The organism is Acinetobacter sp. YH16042, assembly GCF_013417245.1.
In the GTDB taxonomy this organism is placed as follows: domain Bacteria; phylum Pseudomonadota; class Gammaproteobacteria; order Pseudomonadales; family Moraxellaceae; genus Acinetobacter; species Acinetobacter amyesii.
In genome coordinates, this window is the sequence record NZ_VPEJ01000020.1 from 1 (window position 1) to 19561 (window position 19561).

The window sequence follows — 19561 nt, forward strand, 5'->3', positions numbered from 1 at the left end:
GGAAGCAGATGAAATATTATTGGCGAGATTTTCAAGTCATGACAGCTGATAAAATAGAGCAATGGGTGGAGAAAGTATCAAACCAATTCGGAAAAGAATACATGTTTACTTTTTAATGACAACTTATTGTGTGTTTAATAGGATCCGTTTTTGTATGGAAATACACACATTCACTAATCTGGATTATCATTTTTATGTCATGCTTTGCACACATGGGATCACTTATTATTGATCATTTTCGTACGCAAAAAATTAATGATGCCATGCAATCAAAACATAAAGTCAAAAAATGCGGCACATATACAGGTCATTCAACAATTCTGCGAGGAAGTCATCGCAACTCATGGCAACAAATTATTTTCCATTTCACAATGTTAGATGGTAAAAATCTTAGTTTCCCTGAATCAGATCAAATTTCTATGACTGGAAGCCATTTTGAATATTTGGAAAATCCACCACAATCAGTTTGTTTAACCTATGCAGAAAATTATTCAGATAGATTTGGTTATTATTTTTTGACTGATATCCATTTCAACAAAAACTTAATTAAAAAATAATCTATCCTAGTAAAACAATAGACATGTCTTAAAGAATGAGAATCTCACTAAATCAGATGTATTGGGATTCCTTTATAGGAAATTTCAAAAAACGCTAAAAAACCACTCATCAATCTGTCCTAGCACCTACCCATTCCTCCTCCCCCTTGCTAAGCAATGCGTCTCATCCCAGAGTGAGAGGGAGCTTTCATTGTGAATTAAAAACTTTATGAATTTATTAATGGATATTACCCTTATAATAACCTTTACGCATTGATTTAAGACAAAATGAAAGTAAGGGTTAGGGAGAGGTAAAGTTTCAAAAGCTCAATCTATACTTTCCAAACCATCCGTTTTTACATTATTTAATCAGCAAAAAACTTCAAATTCCTGAATAATTAAAACTTAGAACTCTCCCCTATAAATACAGATTGGTACATCCATGAAAAAACTCATGAACGGTGCAGAAAACATCGTAATTGAAATGTGCAAAGGCTTCGTTCTTGCGCATCCTGAACTCGCATTTAACGAGTCACACAAAATCATTTCACGTAAAGAAAAACACAATAACGTGGCATTGATCAGTGGTGGTGGTAGCGGTCACGAACCTGCCCATGCAGGTTTTGTCGGCACAGGTATGCTCGATGCTGCCGTATGTGGTGACGTATTTGCATCTCCTTCGCAAATTCAGGTCTATAAAGCCTTACAGCAAGTCGCGACTGATAAAGGCGTGCTGATGATCATCAAAAACTATTCTGGCGATATGATGAATTTCCAGAATGGTGCAGCCCTTGCAACTGAAGACGGCGTCAAAGTTGACTATGTCAAAGTGGCAGATGACATTGCGGTCAAAGACAGCCTCTATACAGTCGGTCGTCGTGGTGTTGCAGGCACAGTATTTGTACATAAGATTGCAGGCGCAGCGGCATCAAAAGGTTTAGAACTTGTCGAAGTAAAAGCGATTGCTCAAAAAGCTGCAGACAACGTCATTAGCCTTGGTTTTGCTTATAGCTCATGTACCGTTCCTGCTAAAGGTACGCCAACCTTCACATTGGCTGATGACGAAATGGAATATGGCGTCGGCATTCACGGTGAACCCGGCATCCGCCGTGAAAAAATCTTGCCCTCTAAAAAAATGGCACAGCGCATCGTAGATGATTTATTCCTTGACCGCCCTGACATGAAAGAAGTTGCAGTTTTGGTCAATGGTTTTGGTACGACACCATTACAAGAACTGTATGTGTTTAATAACGATGTCTGCCAACACCTTGCCAATAAAGGCATTAAAATTTACCGTACATTTGTTGGCAACTATATGACCAGTATCGACATGAATGGTGCATCTGTGTCATTACTTGCTGTCGATGATGAATTGAAAACTTACCTCAATGCAGCAGCCAATACCCCTGCATTCAAAATGGATGGTTCAGCAGCACAGCCTTTAACTTTCACGACCAAAGATTCTGCCACCGAAGCTGTGGTAAATACCCAAGTTGAAACACAGCCTGAACATGCGGTGATTAGCAATGAACAATTCACCATTGAAAATATGCGCTATGTAGTCGATGTGATGTCTGTCTGCATCATTAGAAATGAAGTGCCATTCTGTGAACTAGACGCGCATGCAGGTGATGGCGACTTCGGTATGAGCGTGGCGAAAGGCTTTAAGCAATTAAAACGTGAATGGCAAAGTCTGATTCAAGCGCAGCAGATGGATAAATTCATGCTGAACTGCTCAATGATCATTATGGAACATTGTGGTGGCGCGTCTGGCCCAATCTGGGGTTCAGCATTCCGTGCGGCAGCGAAATCAATTCAAGGCAAATCAGTTTTAACTGTCGCTGATTTTGCCGAGATGCTGCAAGCAGCGGTCAAAGGCATTCAAACTACAGGTGAGCGTTCATTTGGACGCGGCGCAGTGGTGGGTGATAAAACCCTGATTGATGCACTTGTGCCATGCGCAGATTCTTGGTCTGCCCATACAGATAAAACCTTTAAAGAAAACTTTGTACTTGGTGCAAAAGCGGCGGTTCAAGGCGCTGAAAATACCAAAGAGATCGTAGCGCGTATGGGACGTGCGGGAACTGCAGGCGACCGTAGTCTTGGCTATCCAGATGTTGGCGCACATGGTTTAGGTGTAATCTTTACGGATATTGCAGAACATATTAAATAACTGAACATCTTTAAAAATTGCCAGACTACATCAAAAGCATCGATTCGTCGGTGCTTTTTTTATGGCTATTTTAAAGCACTTTTTTTCATCAAATATCTCATGCATACAATACCTTTAGCATGAAATCCTTTTTCGAATAGTGCTTAAAAATTAACACAATTGAGCTGCTTTATCACCCAGCGCTTTGCTAAGTTAAAACACATAACGATAAAAAAGGATGAGACATGGATTTCACTCAAATATTCATCCATGACACTACATGGACTTTTGCTGCCGAAGTGATTTTGCGTAGCGTCATTATGTTCGTTTTAATCATCGTATTCTTACGCCTAACGGGCAAACGCGGCGTGCGACAGTTATCCATATTTGAAGTTGCGATACTCCTTGCTTTGGGTTCTATTGCAGGCGACCCAATGTTTGAAGAGGAGCTCCCCCTCCTGCAAGCTCTCATTGTGATGACGGTGGTAATTGGTTTATACCGCGTAATCACTTGGCTCATGATGAAATACCAACCCTTTGAAGATTTAATTGAAGGCAAAGCCCTCTACATTGTTGAAGATGGTGAATTGGTTTTAGAAAAGATTAAACAAGGTAAAATGTCACATGATGAATTCTTCTCTGAAATGCGTCAGCAAAATGTTGAACATTTAGGGCAAGTCCGCGTCGGTCTATTAGAAAGTGATGGAAAATTTAGTATTTTGTTTTATCCACCTGAACAAGTACGTTATGGACTGCCACTATTTCCGAAACCCTATAAAGCGGTTCGAGATATCAAAATGCATCAGCTGTATGCCTGCACACATTGCGGTAAAACTATGTATATCCACGGCGCGCAGGATGTTTGCCCACGATGTGGATGCTGTGACTGGGCTGAAGCGATTAATACACAGCGTTTAGCTTAAGCATTCAAGGCTTAAATTTTAAAATTCTGTACCGCTTCAATTAAACACGTCATCAAATACAGTCAGATCCAACGACCATCACCTCAGCCCCATCCTTGAATGTTTTTCGCCATCTAAAAGTGCAGCAGCAGAGATTTCACCGATTAATATCTGTGCATTATTTCAGTTCAGGCTAGACAGCCAGATTTCATGTTTTGAAGACCACAAGATACACAGATAGGCTCCCCAAAATGTATCATTCGTCAATTTTCAGTTTCATTCTCGCACTAACATCTATCAATCAGATAAAAATACAAAATAATGAATTGCCCTGAATTAACTCAGAAATGGCGCTATTTGTTTTTCATTTTTTAAACAGATTCAAAAAACATAGTTTTTCACTTAATAATCATTCATTTAATTTTCTCATTGCAAAACACTATTGCACCACTTTAGTGCGTTAATATCACACCCATGCAAGTCTTTGCTTTATATCGAGTCTTATGTATTTTTAAGTTTTTTTAATCAAAATTTCCCTAGCGCCAATCTCTTTTCCATTTTTTTTCGCTCGATATACTGAAGTTCTTTTCGTGAACTAGCGCACTAAACTGGAACACCTTATGCAAAATATAGATCTCCTCTTTCTCCTTCTTGGTGCAGTCTTGGTTCTTGCCATGCATGCTGGCTTTGCATTTTTAGAATTAGGTACAGTACGACATAAAAATCAGGTCAATGCGCTGAGTAAAATTTTGACTGACTTTTCTATTTCCGCAATTGCATACTTTTTTGTGGGTTATTACATCTCTTATGGTCAGCACTTTTTTCATATTGGGGACACTTTAGCAGCCGATCATGGCTACAACTTAATGCGTTGTTTCTTCCTGCTGACTTTTGCCGCAGCCATTCCAGCGATTATTTCAGGTGGTATTGCTGAACGTGCAAAAATGCGGACTCAAGCGATTGCCACATTATTATTGGTCGCTTTGGTCTATCCATTTTTTGAAGGCATGACATGGAATGGTAATTTTGGATTACAAGCTTGGTTAGAACGTACATTTGGCGCAGCCTTTCATGACTTTGCAGGTTCGGTCGTGGTACATGCCATGGGCGGTTGGATCGCTTTAGCTGCAGTACTTTTACTTGGCGCACGTCATGGACGCTATAAAAAAGACGGTCGTATCAGCGCGCACCCGCCTTCAAGTATTCCATTCCTTGCCTTAGGCTCTTGGATTTTAATCGTTGGCTGGTTTGGCTTTAACGTGATGAGTGCGCAACGTTTGGATGCCATTTCAGGACTGGTTGCAATTAACTCTCTCATGGCAATGGTGGGCGGCACGCTTGCAGCAAACTTTATGGGTAAAAATGACCCCGGTTTCTTACACAATGGTCCCTTAGCAGGTTTGGTTGCAATCTGTGCAGGCTCAGATGTGGTTCATCCTGTCGGTGCGTTGATTATCGGCGCTATCGCAGGTCTGATCTTTGTCAAACTATTTACATACACTCAAAACAAACTCAAAGTCGATGATGTACTTGGCGTATGGCCACTACACGGTGTTTGTGGTGCTTTCGGTGGTATTGCAGTGGGTGTATTTGGACAAAAATGGTTGGGCGGTTTAGGCGGTATTTCAATGATCTCTCAATGTATCGGTACGCTACTCGCAATCTTGATTGCATTGGCAGGTGGATTCATCGTTTATGGTCTACTCAAAGTAACGATGGGCATTCGCCTAGATCAAGAAGAAGAATTCCGAGGTGCAGACTTAAGTATTCACCGTATTTCGGCAAACTCTGAAGAAAACATGTTCTAAACAACACAATCTAAAGCGGCATTTATGCCGCTTTTTTTTACCCAGAACTTCGCTTAAAGCTTGAGTTTAAATCACCTTATTTTAGAAAATCTAAGACCTGATCCAAATGCTGAATTTTATTCGGAATGCTGTGCTGTTGTTCAGCACTTAAAGTATGAAAGCCTTCAAGCAATACGGCAGACATCCCTGCTTGGCTCGCACCATAAATATCATTGACAGGATGATCACCAATAAATAAACACTCGGTTTCCGTCACGCCCAACTCACGACAACTGTACTGAAATATTTCAACTTTGGGCTTACTGATCCCGGCACTTTCCGAGCTGATGATCTGATCAAAATACGATGCAAAACCTAGTCCATTTAAAATGTTCAGTCGTGTGGCATGTCCACCATTCGACACCACCGCCAATTTATACTGCTGTTGTTTTAGTTGCTGCAGCAAGCTCAATGCCCCAGGCATCGCCACGGCAAACTGACCGAAGTACTGAAACCAAAATTGTGTGAGCTCATCAAAATCGGGTTGATGTATCCAATCCAGCTCCGTTTGTAGAGCATAAGCGACAGATGCCCCAATACTCGGATGAGTAAGGAGTTCTTTTTTCGGATATCCCCCATTATCTATACGGTTAATAATACGTTTAATCTGTACAAGGTCTACCTCCACCAGCGTCGACTGATAAGACTCGGCTAAATACTGCGTATAGGCCTGAACGCTGTGATCTCGGTGAGTCAAGGTATTATCTAAATCAAAAAGGACTGCACGTATGCTCATAAATCTTTATTACTGAGTTTTCAAAAACTTTAACACAATGCCCGTTTTGCTTTATGCACCTTCTTCACTATCGATATCAATACAGTTCAAATAGCCGATTAAGTCTGATTTAAGTTTTGTGGTTTCAAATAGCAGCATTCAAACAAAATAATTTCAGCACATCACACGACTTATGCTCTCGAACCGTACCTTTTTATTGCGACAAACCCTGCTGCTCACACTCAGTTTGGTTGGCCTCCTTTATGTTTTTCCCGTCGGCGGTTCGCTCGACCAAGCTTTTATTCAGCCTTGGGTCGACCTACATGGTGGTTTTTCTCATCGTAATGATTGGGCACTTGCGGTGCTGAACCATCGCTATATCAAGAATATCGTCATAGGTGTGTATGTTCTCTATATCGCAGCATGGATATGCAGTTTTAAATATCCACATCTGAAAGCACGTAAGTTTGAATTTGGCTATTTTATCGTGGTGGCTCTACTCAGCACTGCAATGATTGGTTTACTCAAATCACAATCTGCACATGCCTGCCCTTGGAATATGACCGTCGCCACAGCCCAAGGCTTTTCTTGGGATTTTTCAGCACGCCAAGGACACTGCTTCCCCGGTGGCCATGCTGCGACTGGTTTTGCCTTAATTACGGGATATTTTGTTTATCGTATACATCGACCTGCCCGTGCCTATTTCTTTTTATCTGCTGGGCTGATTTTAGGCTTTGCTTTTGGCTGGGCGCAAATGATGCGGGGTGCACATTTTCTCAGTCATAACCTTTGGACCGCATGGATCATTTGGGCATTTAATTGTGTCATGTATGTGTTGTTTTCTCGCCATCTCACTACATCAACTACGCAGCAAAACAGCAAAGCATTTACATGGATCTAATCTTTAAGTATCTAAATTGAGCTTGATCCGAAAATGATTGAGTCACTCATGATTCACTGAATGGGATCTGTAAACTCACTTTCAGACCACCTAGTGTTTCACTTTGAGAAAACTCCAATTCCGCACCAATATGCGCAGCGGCCTTATCCACGATCGCCAAGCCTAAACCACTTCCAATTTCTTCATGATTATAAATTCGATAAAAGCGTTTTCGAATTTGCTCATATAAAGCTGGGTCGATGCCAGGCCCACTATCTTCAACCTTTACAACCGCCTGCCCCGCATGTTCAAAGACGGAGACATTAATCATGCCCTGTGCAGGGGTATATTTAATGGCATTATCAATCAAATTAAAAATGATTGAATGTACCGTTGGCTCAAGACTATATAAGGCAATGCTTTGTTGTTGCTCCATGCCAAGGTCAATATCTTTTTGCATAGCCAAATGTACCAGTTGCTCCACGCAATTGGTTGCGACTTGCTTAAGATCAAAATGTTGTTTGCGCTCAAGTTCAAAGACCGAGGCATCTTGTTTTGCCAAACTCAATAATTGACTGACCAAATGCTGAATACGAATTAAACCTTTACTCAAATTTTGTAGAGCGTCATCTTGTGGAAATTTTTGTAGCAAAATCTGCATTTGCAAATTCAGTGCGGTAATCGGGGTCCGTAACTCATGCGCTGCGTCAGCAATAAACTGGCGCTGTTCCTGCTGTGACAATGAAATTCGTTCAAACAACTGGTTCATTTCAATAATGGTTGGTGCAATTTCCTCTGGATACGGCATTTGAGAGATTGGAGAAAGTTCAAAGGCATCCCGTTTTGCCAGTTCTTTTTTAAATTTTTCCAGTGGGTTTAAGCTGCGTTGAATCAACCATCCCAAAGCGATTAATGCAAAAGGTATAAAAACCAAATAGGGAATAAACATACTACTGGCCAATTCTGCTGCAAGATGCTGCCGAACCGACTCTTGCTGACTGACCTGAATTTGCCGATCTGTGAGTGGCAAAATATAGGTATGCCACTCATCCTGTTGGGTACTGTGGGTATAAAAACCGGCTTTGGGCTGAGGCGCGACCAATAATTTTAATTGATGGGTTTGATGTGCATTGGATTGATAGGTCCACACATCAACAAATAAATCTTCTTCGTGATAATGCTTATGTTGATCAAATTCACTGCGAATGGGCTGCGGATCATGCTCTGCAACACGTTCAGCCAAATTTTGCATTTGTGCATCTAAAATTTCATTAATTTCTTCAAGTGCAATTCGATAAGCTGATAACACCAAAAGACAGCCTAAAAGCATACTGAAAACAGAAACATAAATAATTAGTCTGTTTTTCAGAGAATAAGGCTGCTGCATGGTCGATAATTCCTTTGCCTTAACCGAGTCGATAACCTAAACCACGAATGGTGCGAATAAAATCTTTGTCTAATTTTGTTCTGAGATGATGCACATACACTTCAATGGTATTACTGCTGATATCACTATCAAAATCATAAAGCTTATCTTCTAAATTGGCTTTAGAAAAAATCTTATTCGGATGTGTCACCAGTGGAATCAATATCGCCCATTCACGGTTAGATAAATCGACATATTGACCCTTATAGCGTGCAAGATGCTGCTCAATATCTAAAATCAATTCACCATGTTTTAAAATTTTCTGTGGTGCTTCGACTGAACTCAGCCCTGTGCGTCGAAGGAGCGCATGAATCCGTGCAAGTAATTCATCAAACTCATAAGGCTTAATCAGATAGTCATCTGCCCCATGGTTTAAACCATCTACACGATTTTGTAATTGATCACGTGCCGAGATGATTAATACAGGCAATTTGGGCTGCATTTGACGAATTTGTTTCAGGACTTGCATACCATCCATCATCGGCAAACCCAGATCCAGCAAGACGATATCAATTCCCCCTTGCATTATGAGCTTTAAGCCATCGATGCCATTATTCACCCACTCGACTTCAAACTGTTGATAGTTCAACAAGGTTTTAGTCGATTCGGCAATCATGAAATCATCTTCAATAATAAGTATTTTGTGCATGGCTTAAGTCCTGCGCTGTACTGAAGTACATTGTTGCAACATATTGTTTTTTTCATCAATCACCTGAGTCTGCACATCGAGCAAACTCAATAGCGATGGAAATAGATTATCCTGACTTAATTTTTGGCTTTTTTGTGCCATTAAACAAGTATATTGCGCTGAATTATTTTTTTGCCACGCCGGTGAAAACCACATCAACATCGGTACATGGGTTTGCTGTGACGGTGCAATTGCGTATGGAGAACCGTGTAAATACAAACCATGCTCACCTGTCGACTCGCCATGATCGGACAAATACCACAGTCCTGTTTGATAGTGGTCAGTTACTTTTAAGGTGTTAATCAATTCACTCAGCACATGGTCGGTATAGATAATACTGTTGTCATAACTATTTATTAATTCTGTAGAGCTACATCCCTGTATGGCATTGCTATTACAGGTTGGCTTAAATTTTTGAAACGCTGCGGTACTTCGTTTGAAATAAGCAGGGCCATGACTGCCCATTTGGTGTAATACAATTAAACGGGGAGTTGGATCTGCTTTGGGGATCGAAGCCAAATATGCCTTCAAACCATCCACTAAGATTTCATCATGACATTCGCCATCGGCATCACACCACTTTTTCTTCAGTGCTTCAGGAAATTCATATTTTTCAACACGTGTACATGTGCCCTTACAGCCTGAATTATTATCTAGCCACGTCACCTTATAGCCTGCACGCTGTGCAATATCGAGTAAACCTTCGCGATGACTTGCAAGCTGTTCGTCATATTCGGTTCTCGGCATACCCGAGAACATACAAGGAACAGACACAGCGGTTGCCGTGCCACATGAACTGACTTGGCTAAAATTGATAATATTTTGCTGACTGAGTTCAGGATTGGTATTTTTAGCATAGCCATTGAGTGAAAAACTTTCCGCGCGCGCAGTTTCACCAACCACTAAAACCATCAATTTTGGTAAGCTATTGGCGCTTACGTTTTCAACCATATGTGCATCTTCACCATAGATCAGCAATGGCAAATTCTGTTTCGGTGCTTTTTTGTGATAATAGGAAAATGTCGAAGCGATACTGTTTTGTGGTGAGAGCATGCCTTTTAAGTCACGATGCTCACGAAAGATCGCTGCATAATCAACAAAATAAACAAACAGCAAAGCACCCAAAAGGATGAGCGATAGCACTATATGTAGACCCTTTTTGGCTACGACCGTGCTTAGGGCTTCTTTATGCAGTGGTAAAAGCCAGATCAATAGCACTGGCAAAATAACCAGTCCAAAGACCCAGATAAAAAATTGTGGCGAGATTAAATCCTGCACTTCCTTTACATCTGTTTGCATCATGTTCTGCACTTGGTCAGATGTAATGGTCACGCCTAAACTATTGACGAAATAAGCACTCAAGCCACCAATGATAAGCAAAACACTCGCCAAAAGTTTTGAATTCCATCGCCATTGCAGGAGTTGCATCAGCACATTATAAAGTGCCACCACCACCAGTACGGTTGCAGCTAAAAATAGTCCGGCCTTCAATCCCGTATAAGGTGTGAGCTGCTGGATTTGCTGATAAAACGCGAGGTTCAAAACCATCCCAAGCCATAAGGCAAGCACGAGGTTAAATTGACTTAAACTAAGTCTTGGAATTTTTTGCTGTATTTTAGCTATGACCTGAAGCATATTGGCATCAATTATTGATCTTTGATGCCCTAATCTAAAAATTCAAACTTAAAAATCACTTAAAACTGATCAAAACCAAGCAAGAAAAATCAAAAAAGGCGATGTAAACATCGCCTTTTGAACAACTTAAATCAAGGTCTTAGAATTTAAATTCTAGACCTGTACCTAAAACAGGTTGTTCGCTTTCATTCGAACCTTGTTCAAGTGCTAAGTAACCTGCATAACCATAAGCTTTCACTTGTTTGCTAAATGCATAATCTGCACCTGCAATGAATTGCTGAGCTTCGTAATCATCACCCACTTTATAGGTCGTAGTATTTTGACTATATTGTGCTTTGACTGTCCACGCTTTTGCAGAAGGTAGATTGTATTCTGCACCGACTAACCAACCTTGTGCATCATCAATATTTGCTGCTGCAACATCATTACCTTTAGCAGCCTCAACCTCTGATGTTTGATACAGTGCTTTGAGTGCCAAACCGCCCTCAAGATTTACGCGACCAATCGCACGAATTGTATTTGCAGCAGCAAATACTTTGGTTCCAGTTATTTCAGAATTTGAAACAACTTTATCATTCACGGTATATGTACCACTATTTAGCATCCCTACGCCACCAAAGTTCGATGGAATGGCTTTGTCATAGGCTAAACCTGCGACAACAACGGGGCTGTCATAGACAACAGACGCCGACCAAGCATCGCCAAGACCACGACCTGCAGTTTTTACTACACCTTTGTCGCTCTTGATTCCTGAAGACTCACCTGTTGCAAGCAATGCATTAACTTTAATTGCACCTTCAGCAATTTTAAAAGCTGGTGATTCATAGACAACAACGTTATCCACACGATTTTCACCCGTCATGATGCCTGTAACATCAGCACGGTTACCCACGTAGTTGTTGAATGTATCAACCGGACTAGACAATTGTTTTAATGGTGTATCGTGTGCACCGACTTTCAATGTACCAAGTTTCGCATCTTTCAAACCAACGAAGCGGTTACGCTTAGACCAGTCATCGCCTTCGCCGTCTGAGTTAAATGCCCATTCAATTGCATAAACTGCGCTTAAACGGTCAGTCAGTTTTTCATCGCCCTTTAAACCCAAGAAAGAACTGTTTGAACTGATTTCAACGACATCTTTGTCTGAAACACCCGTTTTATTATCTTCAGGTAAATAATCAACAGACGCATCAATTTCACCGTAGAATGTTGGTGCTGCAAAGGTTGACCCAGCCAAAAGGCTCAATGCGATAGCCGCTGCTAACTTAGTTTTCATCAAAAATTTTCCTTAAATTATTTTGTAACAGATATTACACACGCGAAACATATTACAAAATTATTAAAATAATATTTGCATTGCTCTTTTAGTGCTTTAGCTGATAAAAAACAACCAAAATCATGATTTAGAAGTGATTTTGGTCATTTTTTGATGCTTTTCCCCAAAATAGAATCGGGACTAAGCTCAATGCAGCCAAACCTGTGATCCAAAATAAATAATTGCTATAACCCAACTGATCGGCCACTATGCCACTGATGCTATACAGCCCCCCACTCACCGTCGCCATAATGGCAACCTGAAATGTAAAGTCCGTTGCTGCAAATGCTTTACGACTATATTGCATCACCAAAGTCAGCATGATCACGAGCAGCATGGCTGAAATCATGTCTTCGGCAGCATTAATGCCATAGATCAGACATTCATGGACTGGCCGTTTAGCCTCGAACTGCAAAGCCAGCCATGCATAGGCTAATAAGCTGAATATTTTCAATACTGAATAGAAAACCAAGGCTTGCGCCCGAGAAATATACTTCAAGCTAAGACCAGCAAGCCCTGCCCCAATTAAAGCAGCCACTGCACCTAGCATGGTGACATATAGACCGATTTGACTAAAACTCAATCCTAAATCGACCATCAGCGGCTTAAGTAAGGGTCCTGCTAGACCATCTGCAAGCTTAAAACTCAATAAGATCATCAGCCACAGTGTGAGGGTTTTAGTTTGGGTAAAATACTTCAAATACTGGCGAATGGCGTAGAACAAGCCTGAAGTATGCTTATGGTTGTTATCATGCTCTTGAGAGGATTTTATGTTGAGTGGCGGCTTTAAAGGTTCTCGATACATAAAAATAGGAATGGTATTGATGAACACCAATGCCGCTAAAAACAGAAATGTGGCTTGCCAATCCAACCAATCTAAAGCCCAAAGCACAGCACCACCACCGACAATAAAGCCGAGTCTGGAACCAATCACCTGAAAGGTATTGCCCCAGTGCTGTTGGTCAGTTTTTAAAATATTGACAGCCAAGCCATCGGTTGCGACATCTTGAGTCGCACCGACCAAATTCATACTGAGTAAAGCCACAAAAAACAGCAGCAGGTACATCGGTTCATTCAAGCTTTGGATCGGCAAAAAGGACAGAAAGACCAAGACCACCACGGACAACAACTGCATTGGGATAATCCAACTCCGATAGTGCCCTTTGGACCTTGAACCATGTCGATCAATCCACGGAGCCCAAAAAACTTTGATCGACCATGGCAGCATGAGTAATCCAAAGCCACCAATATGTGCCAAAGACACACCTTGCGCTCTTAAAATCACTGGTAAAGCATGCGTCATAAAACCGACAGGTAACCCTTGCGCCCAATATAAGGAAAACAGTAAAAGATAGAGCTGACGAAGCTGGATCATAAGTTCCTTAATATTGAATGCGCTGAAGTTACATTTAGAGTAGTCAAAATACGGCTATTTTGCCAATGATCTAAAAAAATCATCGACCTAAGATAAAGGTCAATACTGATGCCGTATTTTTAAAGTGCATCACGTCGAAAATGGATTTCACTTATATAAGAATATGCAATGAATCAAAAGACTCAATTATTTCCAGTTTTGCCCGATCAAGTTCCATCACGCGGCTTCCCCCTGAGCCGCGCTATTTTTAAAAAACTTTTTTTGGCACAAGGATGGAAATTTGACGGCGAATTTCCCAACCTTGCCAAAGCTGTGGCAATCATTTCTCCGCATACTTCTAATATAGATGCATGGCATGGTTTTCTTGCCTTGCTTGGGATCGGGATAAAAATAACCATTTTTGGTAAAAACACCCTTTTTGATACTCCCTTAAAACCACTTTTGGATTGGGTCGGCGTGATTCCTGTGCAGCGTGAAAATCCACATGGACTGACGCGTGAAATTGCTGAGATTGTCCAAGCGACAGATCAAATTTGGATTGGAATGGCACCTGAGGGAACACGAAAAAAAGCCGATAAAATCCGTAGTGGTTTTTACTATATTGCCTATGAAGCACAGATACCTATTGTGATGTTTAGCTTTGATTATGCAAAGAAAACCATTCATTGCTTAGGTGTTTTTGAACCCAGTGGAGATTTTGAAACTGATCTCAAAAAAATTTTGAAGATTTATGATGGCAAATTTTCCCCGAAAAATCCCGAATGGTTGGCATTGCCGTTACAAAAGCACTGGAAAAAGCCCTAGTCAAATGGCTATTTTTTTGATGTGATGTGCACTTTGTATATTTAACCATCAGATTTCACCCATGAAACTTTTGCATTACCTGATTCCTAGCCTCTTCGTATTGGCACTCGCTGGCTGTGATTCCGCAACCAAAACGCCTGCAACCACGACACCTACACCTGCCAAAGCACGTGAACCGGTGATCGCGATTGCGCTCGGTGGTGGCGGTGCCAAAGGTTTTGCTCATATTGGCGTGCTTAAAGTACTCGAATCACATGGTATTAAACCTAAAATTGTGACTGGGACCAGTGCGGGTAGTTTTGTCGGTAGCTTGTACGCCAGCGGTAAAACGCCTTATCAAATGCAGCAATTGGCCTTAAACTTTAAAGAATCCGATATTCGTGACTTAACCTTAAATAGCCAAGGCATTATTCAAGGGCAAAAACTGCAAGACTTTGTTAATAAAAACGTCGGCAATAAACCAATTGAACAGTTTCCAAAACGCTTTGCTGCTGTAGCCACCCGTTTAGATAATGGCAGCAAAACTGAATTTAACCGCGGCAATGCTGGCCAAGCAGTGCGTGCATCGTGCAGCATTCCAAATGTATTTGTACCTGCGACTATTGCAGGGGTTAAATATGTCGATGGGGGTTTAGTCAGCCCGATTCCAGTGAAAACGGCACGTGATATGGGTGCAGATATCGTGATTGCTGTTGATATTTCTGCGCGTCCTGACGGTAGCAAAGCCGTAAGCATGTTTGGTTTACTCGATCAAACCATTAACATCATGGGACAACAAAGTATTAATGAAGAACTGAAAAATGCTAATTTCGTGATTCAACCTAAAGTGGGACATATCGGCACACTCGATTTGAAGTCGAGCAATGCGACGATTTTAGAAGGTGAAAAAGCCGCACAGCTCAAAGTGAATAGCATTATTAAGGCGATCGATAACTTTAAACAGTCCCCTGCGGCCTTTAAACCAGCACCAAAAGCGAAAATATAATTCAACGATTTTTTTTATATTCATTGAGTTATACATCTGCTACATTGATATAGATGCTGGTTCATCTATATCAATTCACCCTTATATAAGAGTAGATGTATGGAATTTATTTTAGAACCTTGGCACTGGTTTGTATTGGGCGTCGCTTTGATGCTTTTTGAACTGATTTTGCCGTCTTTTGCTGCTCTATGGTTTGGCGTTTCCGCAATTTTGGTTGGGATCTTATATTGGATCTTTCCATCCATGGACTTTAATGTCCAAATTGTGGTTTGGATTATTTTTGCCGTGCTCTGCACATTTTTGTGGTTCAAATTTATTAAGCCTTTATCCATCGATAAAACCAAAGCAGGTCTGTCGCGTGAAGCGACAATTGGCCAAGTGGGTATGGTGATTCAAACCCAGCTCAATCATGGCAGCGTTAAAGTTCGCTTCCCGATGCCTGTTTTAGGTTCAGACGAATGGCATTGCCGTACCCAAGATGCACTTCAAGTCGGTGATCGTGTTCGCGTGACCGATATTTTAGGCAATGATTTAGTCGTCCAACTGCACAGCAGCAACCACCCCACTGACAATCCATAAATAAGTGAGAAATGACATGTCTGGTGTTTCTATTGTTTTTTTAGCGCTCTTAGTTTTTGTAGCCGTCACCATTTTTAAAGGTGTCCGTATTGTTCCCCAAGGTTATAAATGGATTGTTCAGCGTTTAGGTAAATACCATACCACGCTCAATCCGGGGCTGAACTTTGTGATTCCGTATGTCGATGAAGTAGCTTATAAAGTCACAACCAAAGATATCGTGTTAGATATTCCCTCTCAGGAAGTGATCACACGTGACAACGCGGTACTACTGATGAATGCTGTGGCTTATATCAATTTAACCACACCTGAAAAAGCAGTTTACGGTATTGAAAACTACACATGGGCAATTCAAAACTTAGTTCAAACCTCTTTACGTTCAATTGTCGGAGAAATGGACCTCGATGATGCACTTTCATCGCGTGATCATATTAAGGCTAAACTTAAAGCCGCAATTTCTGACGATATCTCTGACTGGGGTATTACGCTTAAAACTGTAGAAATTCAAGATATTAAACCTTCTCATACCATGCAAGCGGCAATGGAAGAGCAAGCGGCCGCTGAACGTCAACGTCGTGCAACAGTCACCAAGGCAGACGGTGAAAAACAAGCGGCTATTTTGGAAGCTGATGGTCGTTTAGAAGCCTCTCGTCGTGATGCAGAAGCTCAAGTGGTACTGGCAGAGTCTTCTCAACGTGCAATTGAAATGGTGAGTTCAGCCGTCGGCGATAAAGAAATTCCAGTTGCTTACTTACTGGGTGAACAATACGTTAAAGCCATGCAAGATATGGCTAAATCTAATAATGCCAAAACTGTGGTTTTACCTGCGGATGTACTGAATACGATTCGTGGTGTGATGGGACGTAATAACTAAATCTTCGCATTAATTAAAATGGGTCGTGATATACGACCCATTTTTATGCCCAAAACAAAAAAGAAGGCAAAGTTTGTGAATTTATGTTTAAATTTCACGTTATTTTTTTGACGTTTTAGGACTTATCGTTCGATTTCACCTACTTGGCTTAGGCAAATCCCATTGAGTCCCCTGATTAAACGCAATTGTCCAACGCCAAAGCGGATACCGTATGAGCTCCCTGAATCCCACCCTAATTACCTTTCTCTTTTATATTGTCGCCATGGTCGTGATCGGTTTACTTGCATACCGTGCGACCAGTAACTTTTCTGACTACATTTTAGGTGGCCGCCGATTAGGGAGCTTTGTCACTGCCCTTTCTGCAGGTGCATCGGATATGAGTGGTTGGTTGCTCATGGGTCTTCCGGGGGCGATTTACCTTTCAGGTTTATCTGAAATGTGGATTGCAATTGGTCTGATCATCGGTGCTTGGCTCAACTGGCTACTTGTTGCAGGTCGTCTCCGGGTACATACCGAAGTTCAAAATAATGCCTTGACCCTACCTGACTATTTCTCAAATCGTTTTAACGATCAAAAGAAAATCTTACGTATCGTGTCTGCTGTGATTATTTTGATTTTCTTCGCAATTTACTGTGCTTCAGGCATGGTTGCAGGCGCTCGATTATTTGAAAGTATGTTTGGTATGTCGTATAGCACTGCGCTTTGGATCAGTGCCATTGCAACGGTGAGCTATGTGTTTATTGGTGGCTTCCTTGCTGTCAGTTGGACCGATACCATTCAAGCGGGCTTTATGATTTTTGCCTTGCTACTTACCCCTATCGTGGTCATGTTGTCATTCTCTGATTTAAGCCAGTTCACTCTGGCACTAGAAGCGGCACGCCCTCAAGCGATGAATGTATTTGCTGACTTAAGTTTTGTCGCAATCATGTCTTTATTAGCATGGGGCTTAGGCTATTTTGGTCAACCGCATATCTTAGTCCGCTTCATGGCAGCAGATTCTGTTAAATCGATTCCCAATGCACGTCGTATTGGTATGACATGGATGACGCTCTGCCTCGGTGGCGCAGTTGCAGCAGGCTTCTTCGGTATTGCTTATTTCCAACAGCATCCAGAACTGGCAGGTGTCGTTACAGCAAACCCTGAAACGGTCTTTATGGAATTGACTAAAATTCTATTTAACCCATGGGTTGCAGGTATCGTACTGGCCGCGATATTAGCTGCGATCATGAGTACCCTAAGCTGTCAGCTTTTAGTATGTTCAAGTACCTTAACTGAAGACTTTTATAAATCATTCTTACGTAAAAATGCTTCACAAAAAGAATTGGTTTGGGTCGGCCGTATCATGGTGTTAATGATTGCGTTGCTAGCGATCTATATGGCGGGTAATCCTGACTCTAAAGTCCTTGGTCTCGTCGCATATGCATGGGCAGGCTTTGGTGCTGCATTTGGCCCACTGATTATCATGTCATTGTTTTGGAAACGCATGACACTCAATGGTGCTTTAGCAGGTATGGTGGTTGGTGCTGTTATGGTTATTCTATGGAAAAACCTCTGGGGCGACACAGGCGTTTATGAAATTATTCCGGGCTTCATCTGCTCACTACTTGCAATCATCATTGTGAGCTTAATGGGCAAAGCACCATCTGCCGAAGTCACTGAAAAATTTGAAGAAGCAGATCGTATCTATAAAGAAAGTATTTAAGACCAATAGCACTTAAATTTAATTTCTAAGTTTTAATATCTGCAAAAAAGGACGCCTAGCGTCCTTTTTTTATCATGTCATCCATTTAGATATTCCGTAGATGGTTTATTTACTTCTGTTCCAAATATACAAAATATAAAAAAGCCCACAACATGTTAAATGTGTGGGCTAATGTCTTTACTACGTCATATTAACTTTGACGTTTTAATAAAAACTGCGTGATCTTGTGTAATTCTGCCGCATCTTCTGCAAAATAATCCAAAGCTTGAAGTGCTTGTGCATGTAATTCTTCTGCATAAGCTTGGGCTTGCTCGAGACCCATTAACGCAGGATATGTGGATTTATCCACTTGTTGATCTTTACCCGCTGTTTTACCCAATGCTTCAGTGTCAGCAATAATATCTAAAATATCATCTTGAACTTGGAACGCTAAACCAATCGCGAGACCAAATTCACGGAGTTTAGGAATGGCTTGATCTGTGCCATTAAATATTGTCACTGCAGCCATCATGATTGCAGCAGAAATTAAAGCACCAGTTTTATTTCGATGAATATTTTCCAGTTCATCCTGACTGACATGCTTGCCTTCCGCTTGTAAGTCTAGAACTTGGCCATTGACCATTTTGGAAGTTGCAGTCGCTAAAATTTGCATTTGCTTTAAGATGATCGGCGCTTCAACGGCTGGGCCTTGATCAAAGAGACGGCTGCCTAAAACTTCAAAAGCCATCGATTGTAAAATATCGCCAGCAAGTAAAGCCGTATCTTCACCAAAAGCCACATGACAGGTTGGTTGACCACGACGGAGTAAATCGTTGTCCATACACGGCAAATCATCGTGTGCCAATGAATAGCAATGAATAAATTCGATCGCCACTGCAGCACGGCGTACGGCTGCAAAATTTGTATTGGGTTTTAATGCTGCTGTTGCATAACAAAGTGCCGGTCGAACACGTTTTCCACCCAACATCACAGCATGATACACCGCCCCTTTTAAGGGTTCTGGAATTGAAAATGCATCAAGCGCTGTCAGTAAATCCTGCTGAATACGCTGCTGCGCTTCTGTCAGGGCATGTGTGGAAACGTCTGTTAAAGAAGACACATTCACCTCAAATACTTTAAATATTTAACTGCTTCGTTCATTAGCAAATC

At 41.3% G+C, this 19561-nt stretch carries 17 protein-coding genes and 1 pseudogene; 11 read left to right on the forward strand and 7 right to left on the reverse strand.

Annotated features, from left to right (window positions below):
* The 5 genes and pseudogenes from FTV37_RS12880 to FTV37_RS12900 all read left to right on the forward strand — a co-directional run.
* Positions 1 to 116: pseudogene (locus FTV37_RS12880) on the forward strand (transposase); the annotation flags it as partial.
* A 96-nt stretch (positions 117 to 212) separates the two neighbouring features.
* Positions 213 to 557, forward strand: a complete 345-nt coding sequence (locus tag FTV37_RS12885) for a hypothetical protein (protein WP_180064035.1) — start codon at positions 213 to 215, stop codon at positions 555 to 557.
* A 421-nt stretch (positions 558 to 978) separates the two neighbouring features.
* Positions 979 to 2709 (forward strand): dihydroxyacetone kinase subunit DhaK, encoded by a 1731-nt coding sequence (gene dhaK / locus FTV37_RS12890; protein ID WP_180064036.1) that lies wholly within the window; start codon positions 979 to 981, stop codon positions 2707 to 2709.
* A gap of 224 nt (positions 2710 to 2933) precedes the next feature.
* On the forward strand, positions 2934 to 3611 hold the full coding sequence (locus FTV37_RS12895; RefSeq protein WP_111884449.1) for a DUF421 domain-containing protein: 678 nt from the start codon (positions 2934 to 2936) through the stop codon (positions 3609 to 3611).
* A gap of 599 nt (positions 3612 to 4210) precedes the next feature.
* Positions 4211 to 5398, forward strand: coding sequence for an ammonium transporter (locus tag FTV37_RS12900; RefSeq protein WP_180064037.1), 1188 nt, complete (start codon positions 4211 to 4213; stop codon positions 5396 to 5398).
* Positions 5399 to 5474: 76 nt separating this feature from the next.
* Here FTV37_RS12900 and FTV37_RS12905 read toward each other — a convergent pair whose 3' ends face one another.
* On the reverse strand, positions 5475 to 6173 hold the full coding sequence (locus FTV37_RS12905) for an HAD family hydrolase (RefSeq protein ID WP_180064038.1): 699 nt from the start codon (positions 6171 to 6173) through the stop codon (positions 5475 to 5477).
* A gap of 172 nt (positions 6174 to 6345) precedes the next feature.
* On the opposite strand from FTV37_RS12905, the gene FTV37_RS12910 reads away from it, so the two are divergent.
* Positions 6346 to 7053, forward strand: a complete 708-nt coding sequence (locus tag FTV37_RS12910) for a phosphatase PAP2 family protein (protein ID WP_180064039.1) — start codon at positions 6346 to 6348, stop codon at positions 7051 to 7053.
* Between the two features lie 46 nt (positions 7054 to 7099).
* Here the strand turns inward: FTV37_RS12910 and FTV37_RS12915 are convergent, their stop codons facing one another.
* From FTV37_RS12915 to FTV37_RS12935, 5 genes are all read right to left on the reverse strand, one after another.
* On the reverse strand, positions 7100 to 8419 hold the full coding sequence (locus tag FTV37_RS12915) for an ATP-binding protein (RefSeq protein ID WP_180064040.1): 1320 nt from the start codon (positions 8417 to 8419) through the stop codon (positions 7100 to 7102).
* Between the two features lie 19 nt (positions 8420 to 8438).
* Complete coding sequence (locus tag FTV37_RS12920) at positions 8439 to 9107, reverse strand: response regulator transcription factor (RefSeq protein WP_078189962.1); 669 nt, start codon at positions 9105 to 9107, stop codon at positions 8439 to 8441.
* A gap of 3 nt (positions 9108 to 9110) precedes the next feature.
* Positions 9111 to 10781 (reverse strand): phosphoethanolamine transferase, encoded by a 1671-nt coding sequence (locus FTV37_RS12925; RefSeq protein ID WP_180064041.1) that lies wholly within the window; start codon positions 10779 to 10781, stop codon positions 9111 to 9113.
* A 139-nt stretch (positions 10782 to 10920) separates the two neighbouring features.
* Positions 10921 to 12057, reverse strand: coding sequence for a porin (locus FTV37_RS12930; RefSeq protein ID WP_180064042.1), 1137 nt, complete (start codon positions 12055 to 12057; stop codon positions 10921 to 10923).
* A gap of 127 nt (positions 12058 to 12184) precedes the next feature.
* A complete protein-coding gene (locus tag FTV37_RS12935) occupies positions 12185 to 13471 on the reverse strand; it encodes an MFS transporter (protein ID WP_180064043.1) in 1287 nt (428 codons plus the stop codon).
* Positions 13472 to 13639: 168 nt separating this feature from the next.
* Between FTV37_RS12935 and FTV37_RS12940 the strand changes: the two genes are divergently transcribed.
* The 5 genes from FTV37_RS12940 to putP all read left to right on the forward strand — a co-directional run bounded on the left by FTV37_RS12940 (position 13640) and on the right by putP (position 18412).
* On the forward strand, positions 13640 to 14275 hold the full coding sequence (locus FTV37_RS12940) for a 1-acyl-sn-glycerol-3-phosphate acyltransferase (protein ID WP_180064044.1): 636 nt from the start codon (positions 13640 to 13642) through the stop codon (positions 14273 to 14275).
* Between the two features lie 61 nt (positions 14276 to 14336).
* Positions 14337 to 15260 (forward strand): patatin-like phospholipase family protein, encoded by a 924-nt coding sequence (locus FTV37_RS12945; RefSeq protein WP_180064045.1) that lies wholly within the window; start codon positions 14337 to 14339, stop codon positions 15258 to 15260.
* 99 nt (positions 15261 to 15359) lie between these two features.
* The gene (locus FTV37_RS12950) at positions 15360 to 15839 is read left to right on the forward strand and encodes an NfeD family protein (protein ID WP_078189968.1); all 480 of its coding nucleotides are present in this window, start codon (positions 15360 to 15362) and stop codon (positions 15837 to 15839) included.
* Between the two features lie 16 nt (positions 15840 to 15855).
* On the forward strand, positions 15856 to 16710 hold the full coding sequence (locus tag FTV37_RS12955; protein WP_078189969.1) for an SPFH domain-containing protein: 855 nt from the start codon (positions 15856 to 15858) through the stop codon (positions 16708 to 16710).
* Between the two features lie 211 nt (positions 16711 to 16921).
* The gene (putP, locus tag FTV37_RS12960; protein WP_180055351.1) at positions 16922 to 18412 is read left to right on the forward strand and encodes a sodium/proline symporter PutP; all 1491 of its coding nucleotides are present in this window, start codon (positions 16922 to 16924) and stop codon (positions 18410 to 18412) included.
* A gap of 190 nt (positions 18413 to 18602) precedes the next feature.
* Here putP and FTV37_RS12965 read toward each other — a convergent pair whose 3' ends face one another.
* Positions 18603 to 19511, reverse strand: a complete 909-nt coding sequence (locus FTV37_RS12965; protein WP_078193048.1) for a polyprenyl synthetase family protein — start codon at positions 19509 to 19511, stop codon at positions 18603 to 18605.
* Positions 19512 to 19561: the final 50 nt, after the last annotated feature.

Coding starts and splice junctions, on each gene's coding strand:
- FTV37_RS12885 (WP_180064035.1), top strand. CDS start 213: ATGGGATCACTTATTATTGATCATTTTCGTACGCAAAAAATTAATGAT.
- dhaK (WP_180064036.1), top strand. CDS start 979: ATGAAAAAACTCATGAACGGTGCAGAAAACATCGTAATTGAAATGTGC.
- FTV37_RS12895 (WP_111884449.1), top strand. CDS start 2,934: ATGGATTTCACTCAAATATTCATCCATGACACTACATGGACTTTTGCT.
- FTV37_RS12900 (WP_180064037.1), top strand. CDS start 4,211: ATGCAAAATATAGATCTCCTCTTTCTCCTTCTTGGTGCAGTCTTGGTT.
- FTV37_RS12905 (WP_180064038.1), bottom strand. CDS start 6,173: ATGAGCATACGTGCAGTCCTTTTTGATTTAGATAATACCTTGACTCAC.
- FTV37_RS12910 (WP_180064039.1), top strand. CDS start 6,346: ATGCTCTCGAACCGTACCTTTTTATTGCGACAAACCCTGCTGCTCACA.
- FTV37_RS12915 (WP_180064040.1), bottom strand. CDS start 8,419: ATGCAGCAGCCTTATTCTCTGAAAAACAGACTAATTATTTATGTTTCT.
- FTV37_RS12920 (WP_078189962.1), bottom strand. CDS start 9,107: ATGCACAAAATACTTATTATTGAAGATGATTTCATGATTGCCGAATCG.
- FTV37_RS12925 (WP_180064041.1), bottom strand. CDS start 10,781: ATGCTTCAGGTCATAGCTAAAATACAGCAAAAAATTCCAAGACTTAGT.
- FTV37_RS12930 (WP_180064042.1), bottom strand. CDS start 12,057: ATGAAAACTAAGTTAGCAGCGGCTATCGCATTGAGCCTTTTGGCTGGG.
- FTV37_RS12935 (WP_180064043.1), bottom strand. CDS start 13,471: ATGATCCAGCTTCGTCAGCTCTATCTTTTACTGTTTTCCTTATATTGG.
- FTV37_RS12940 (WP_180064044.1), top strand. CDS start 13,640: ATGAATCAAAAGACTCAATTATTTCCAGTTTTGCCCGATCAAGTTCCA.
- FTV37_RS12945 (WP_180064045.1), top strand. CDS start 14,337: ATGAAACTTTTGCATTACCTGATTCCTAGCCTCTTCGTATTGGCACTC.
- FTV37_RS12950 (WP_078189968.1), top strand. CDS start 15,360: ATGGAATTTATTTTAGAACCTTGGCACTGGTTTGTATTGGGCGTCGCT.
- FTV37_RS12955 (WP_078189969.1), top strand. CDS start 15,856: ATGTCTGGTGTTTCTATTGTTTTTTTAGCGCTCTTAGTTTTTGTAGCC.
- putP (WP_180055351.1), top strand. CDS start 16,922: ATGAGCTCCCTGAATCCCACCCTAATTACCTTTCTCTTTTATATTGTC.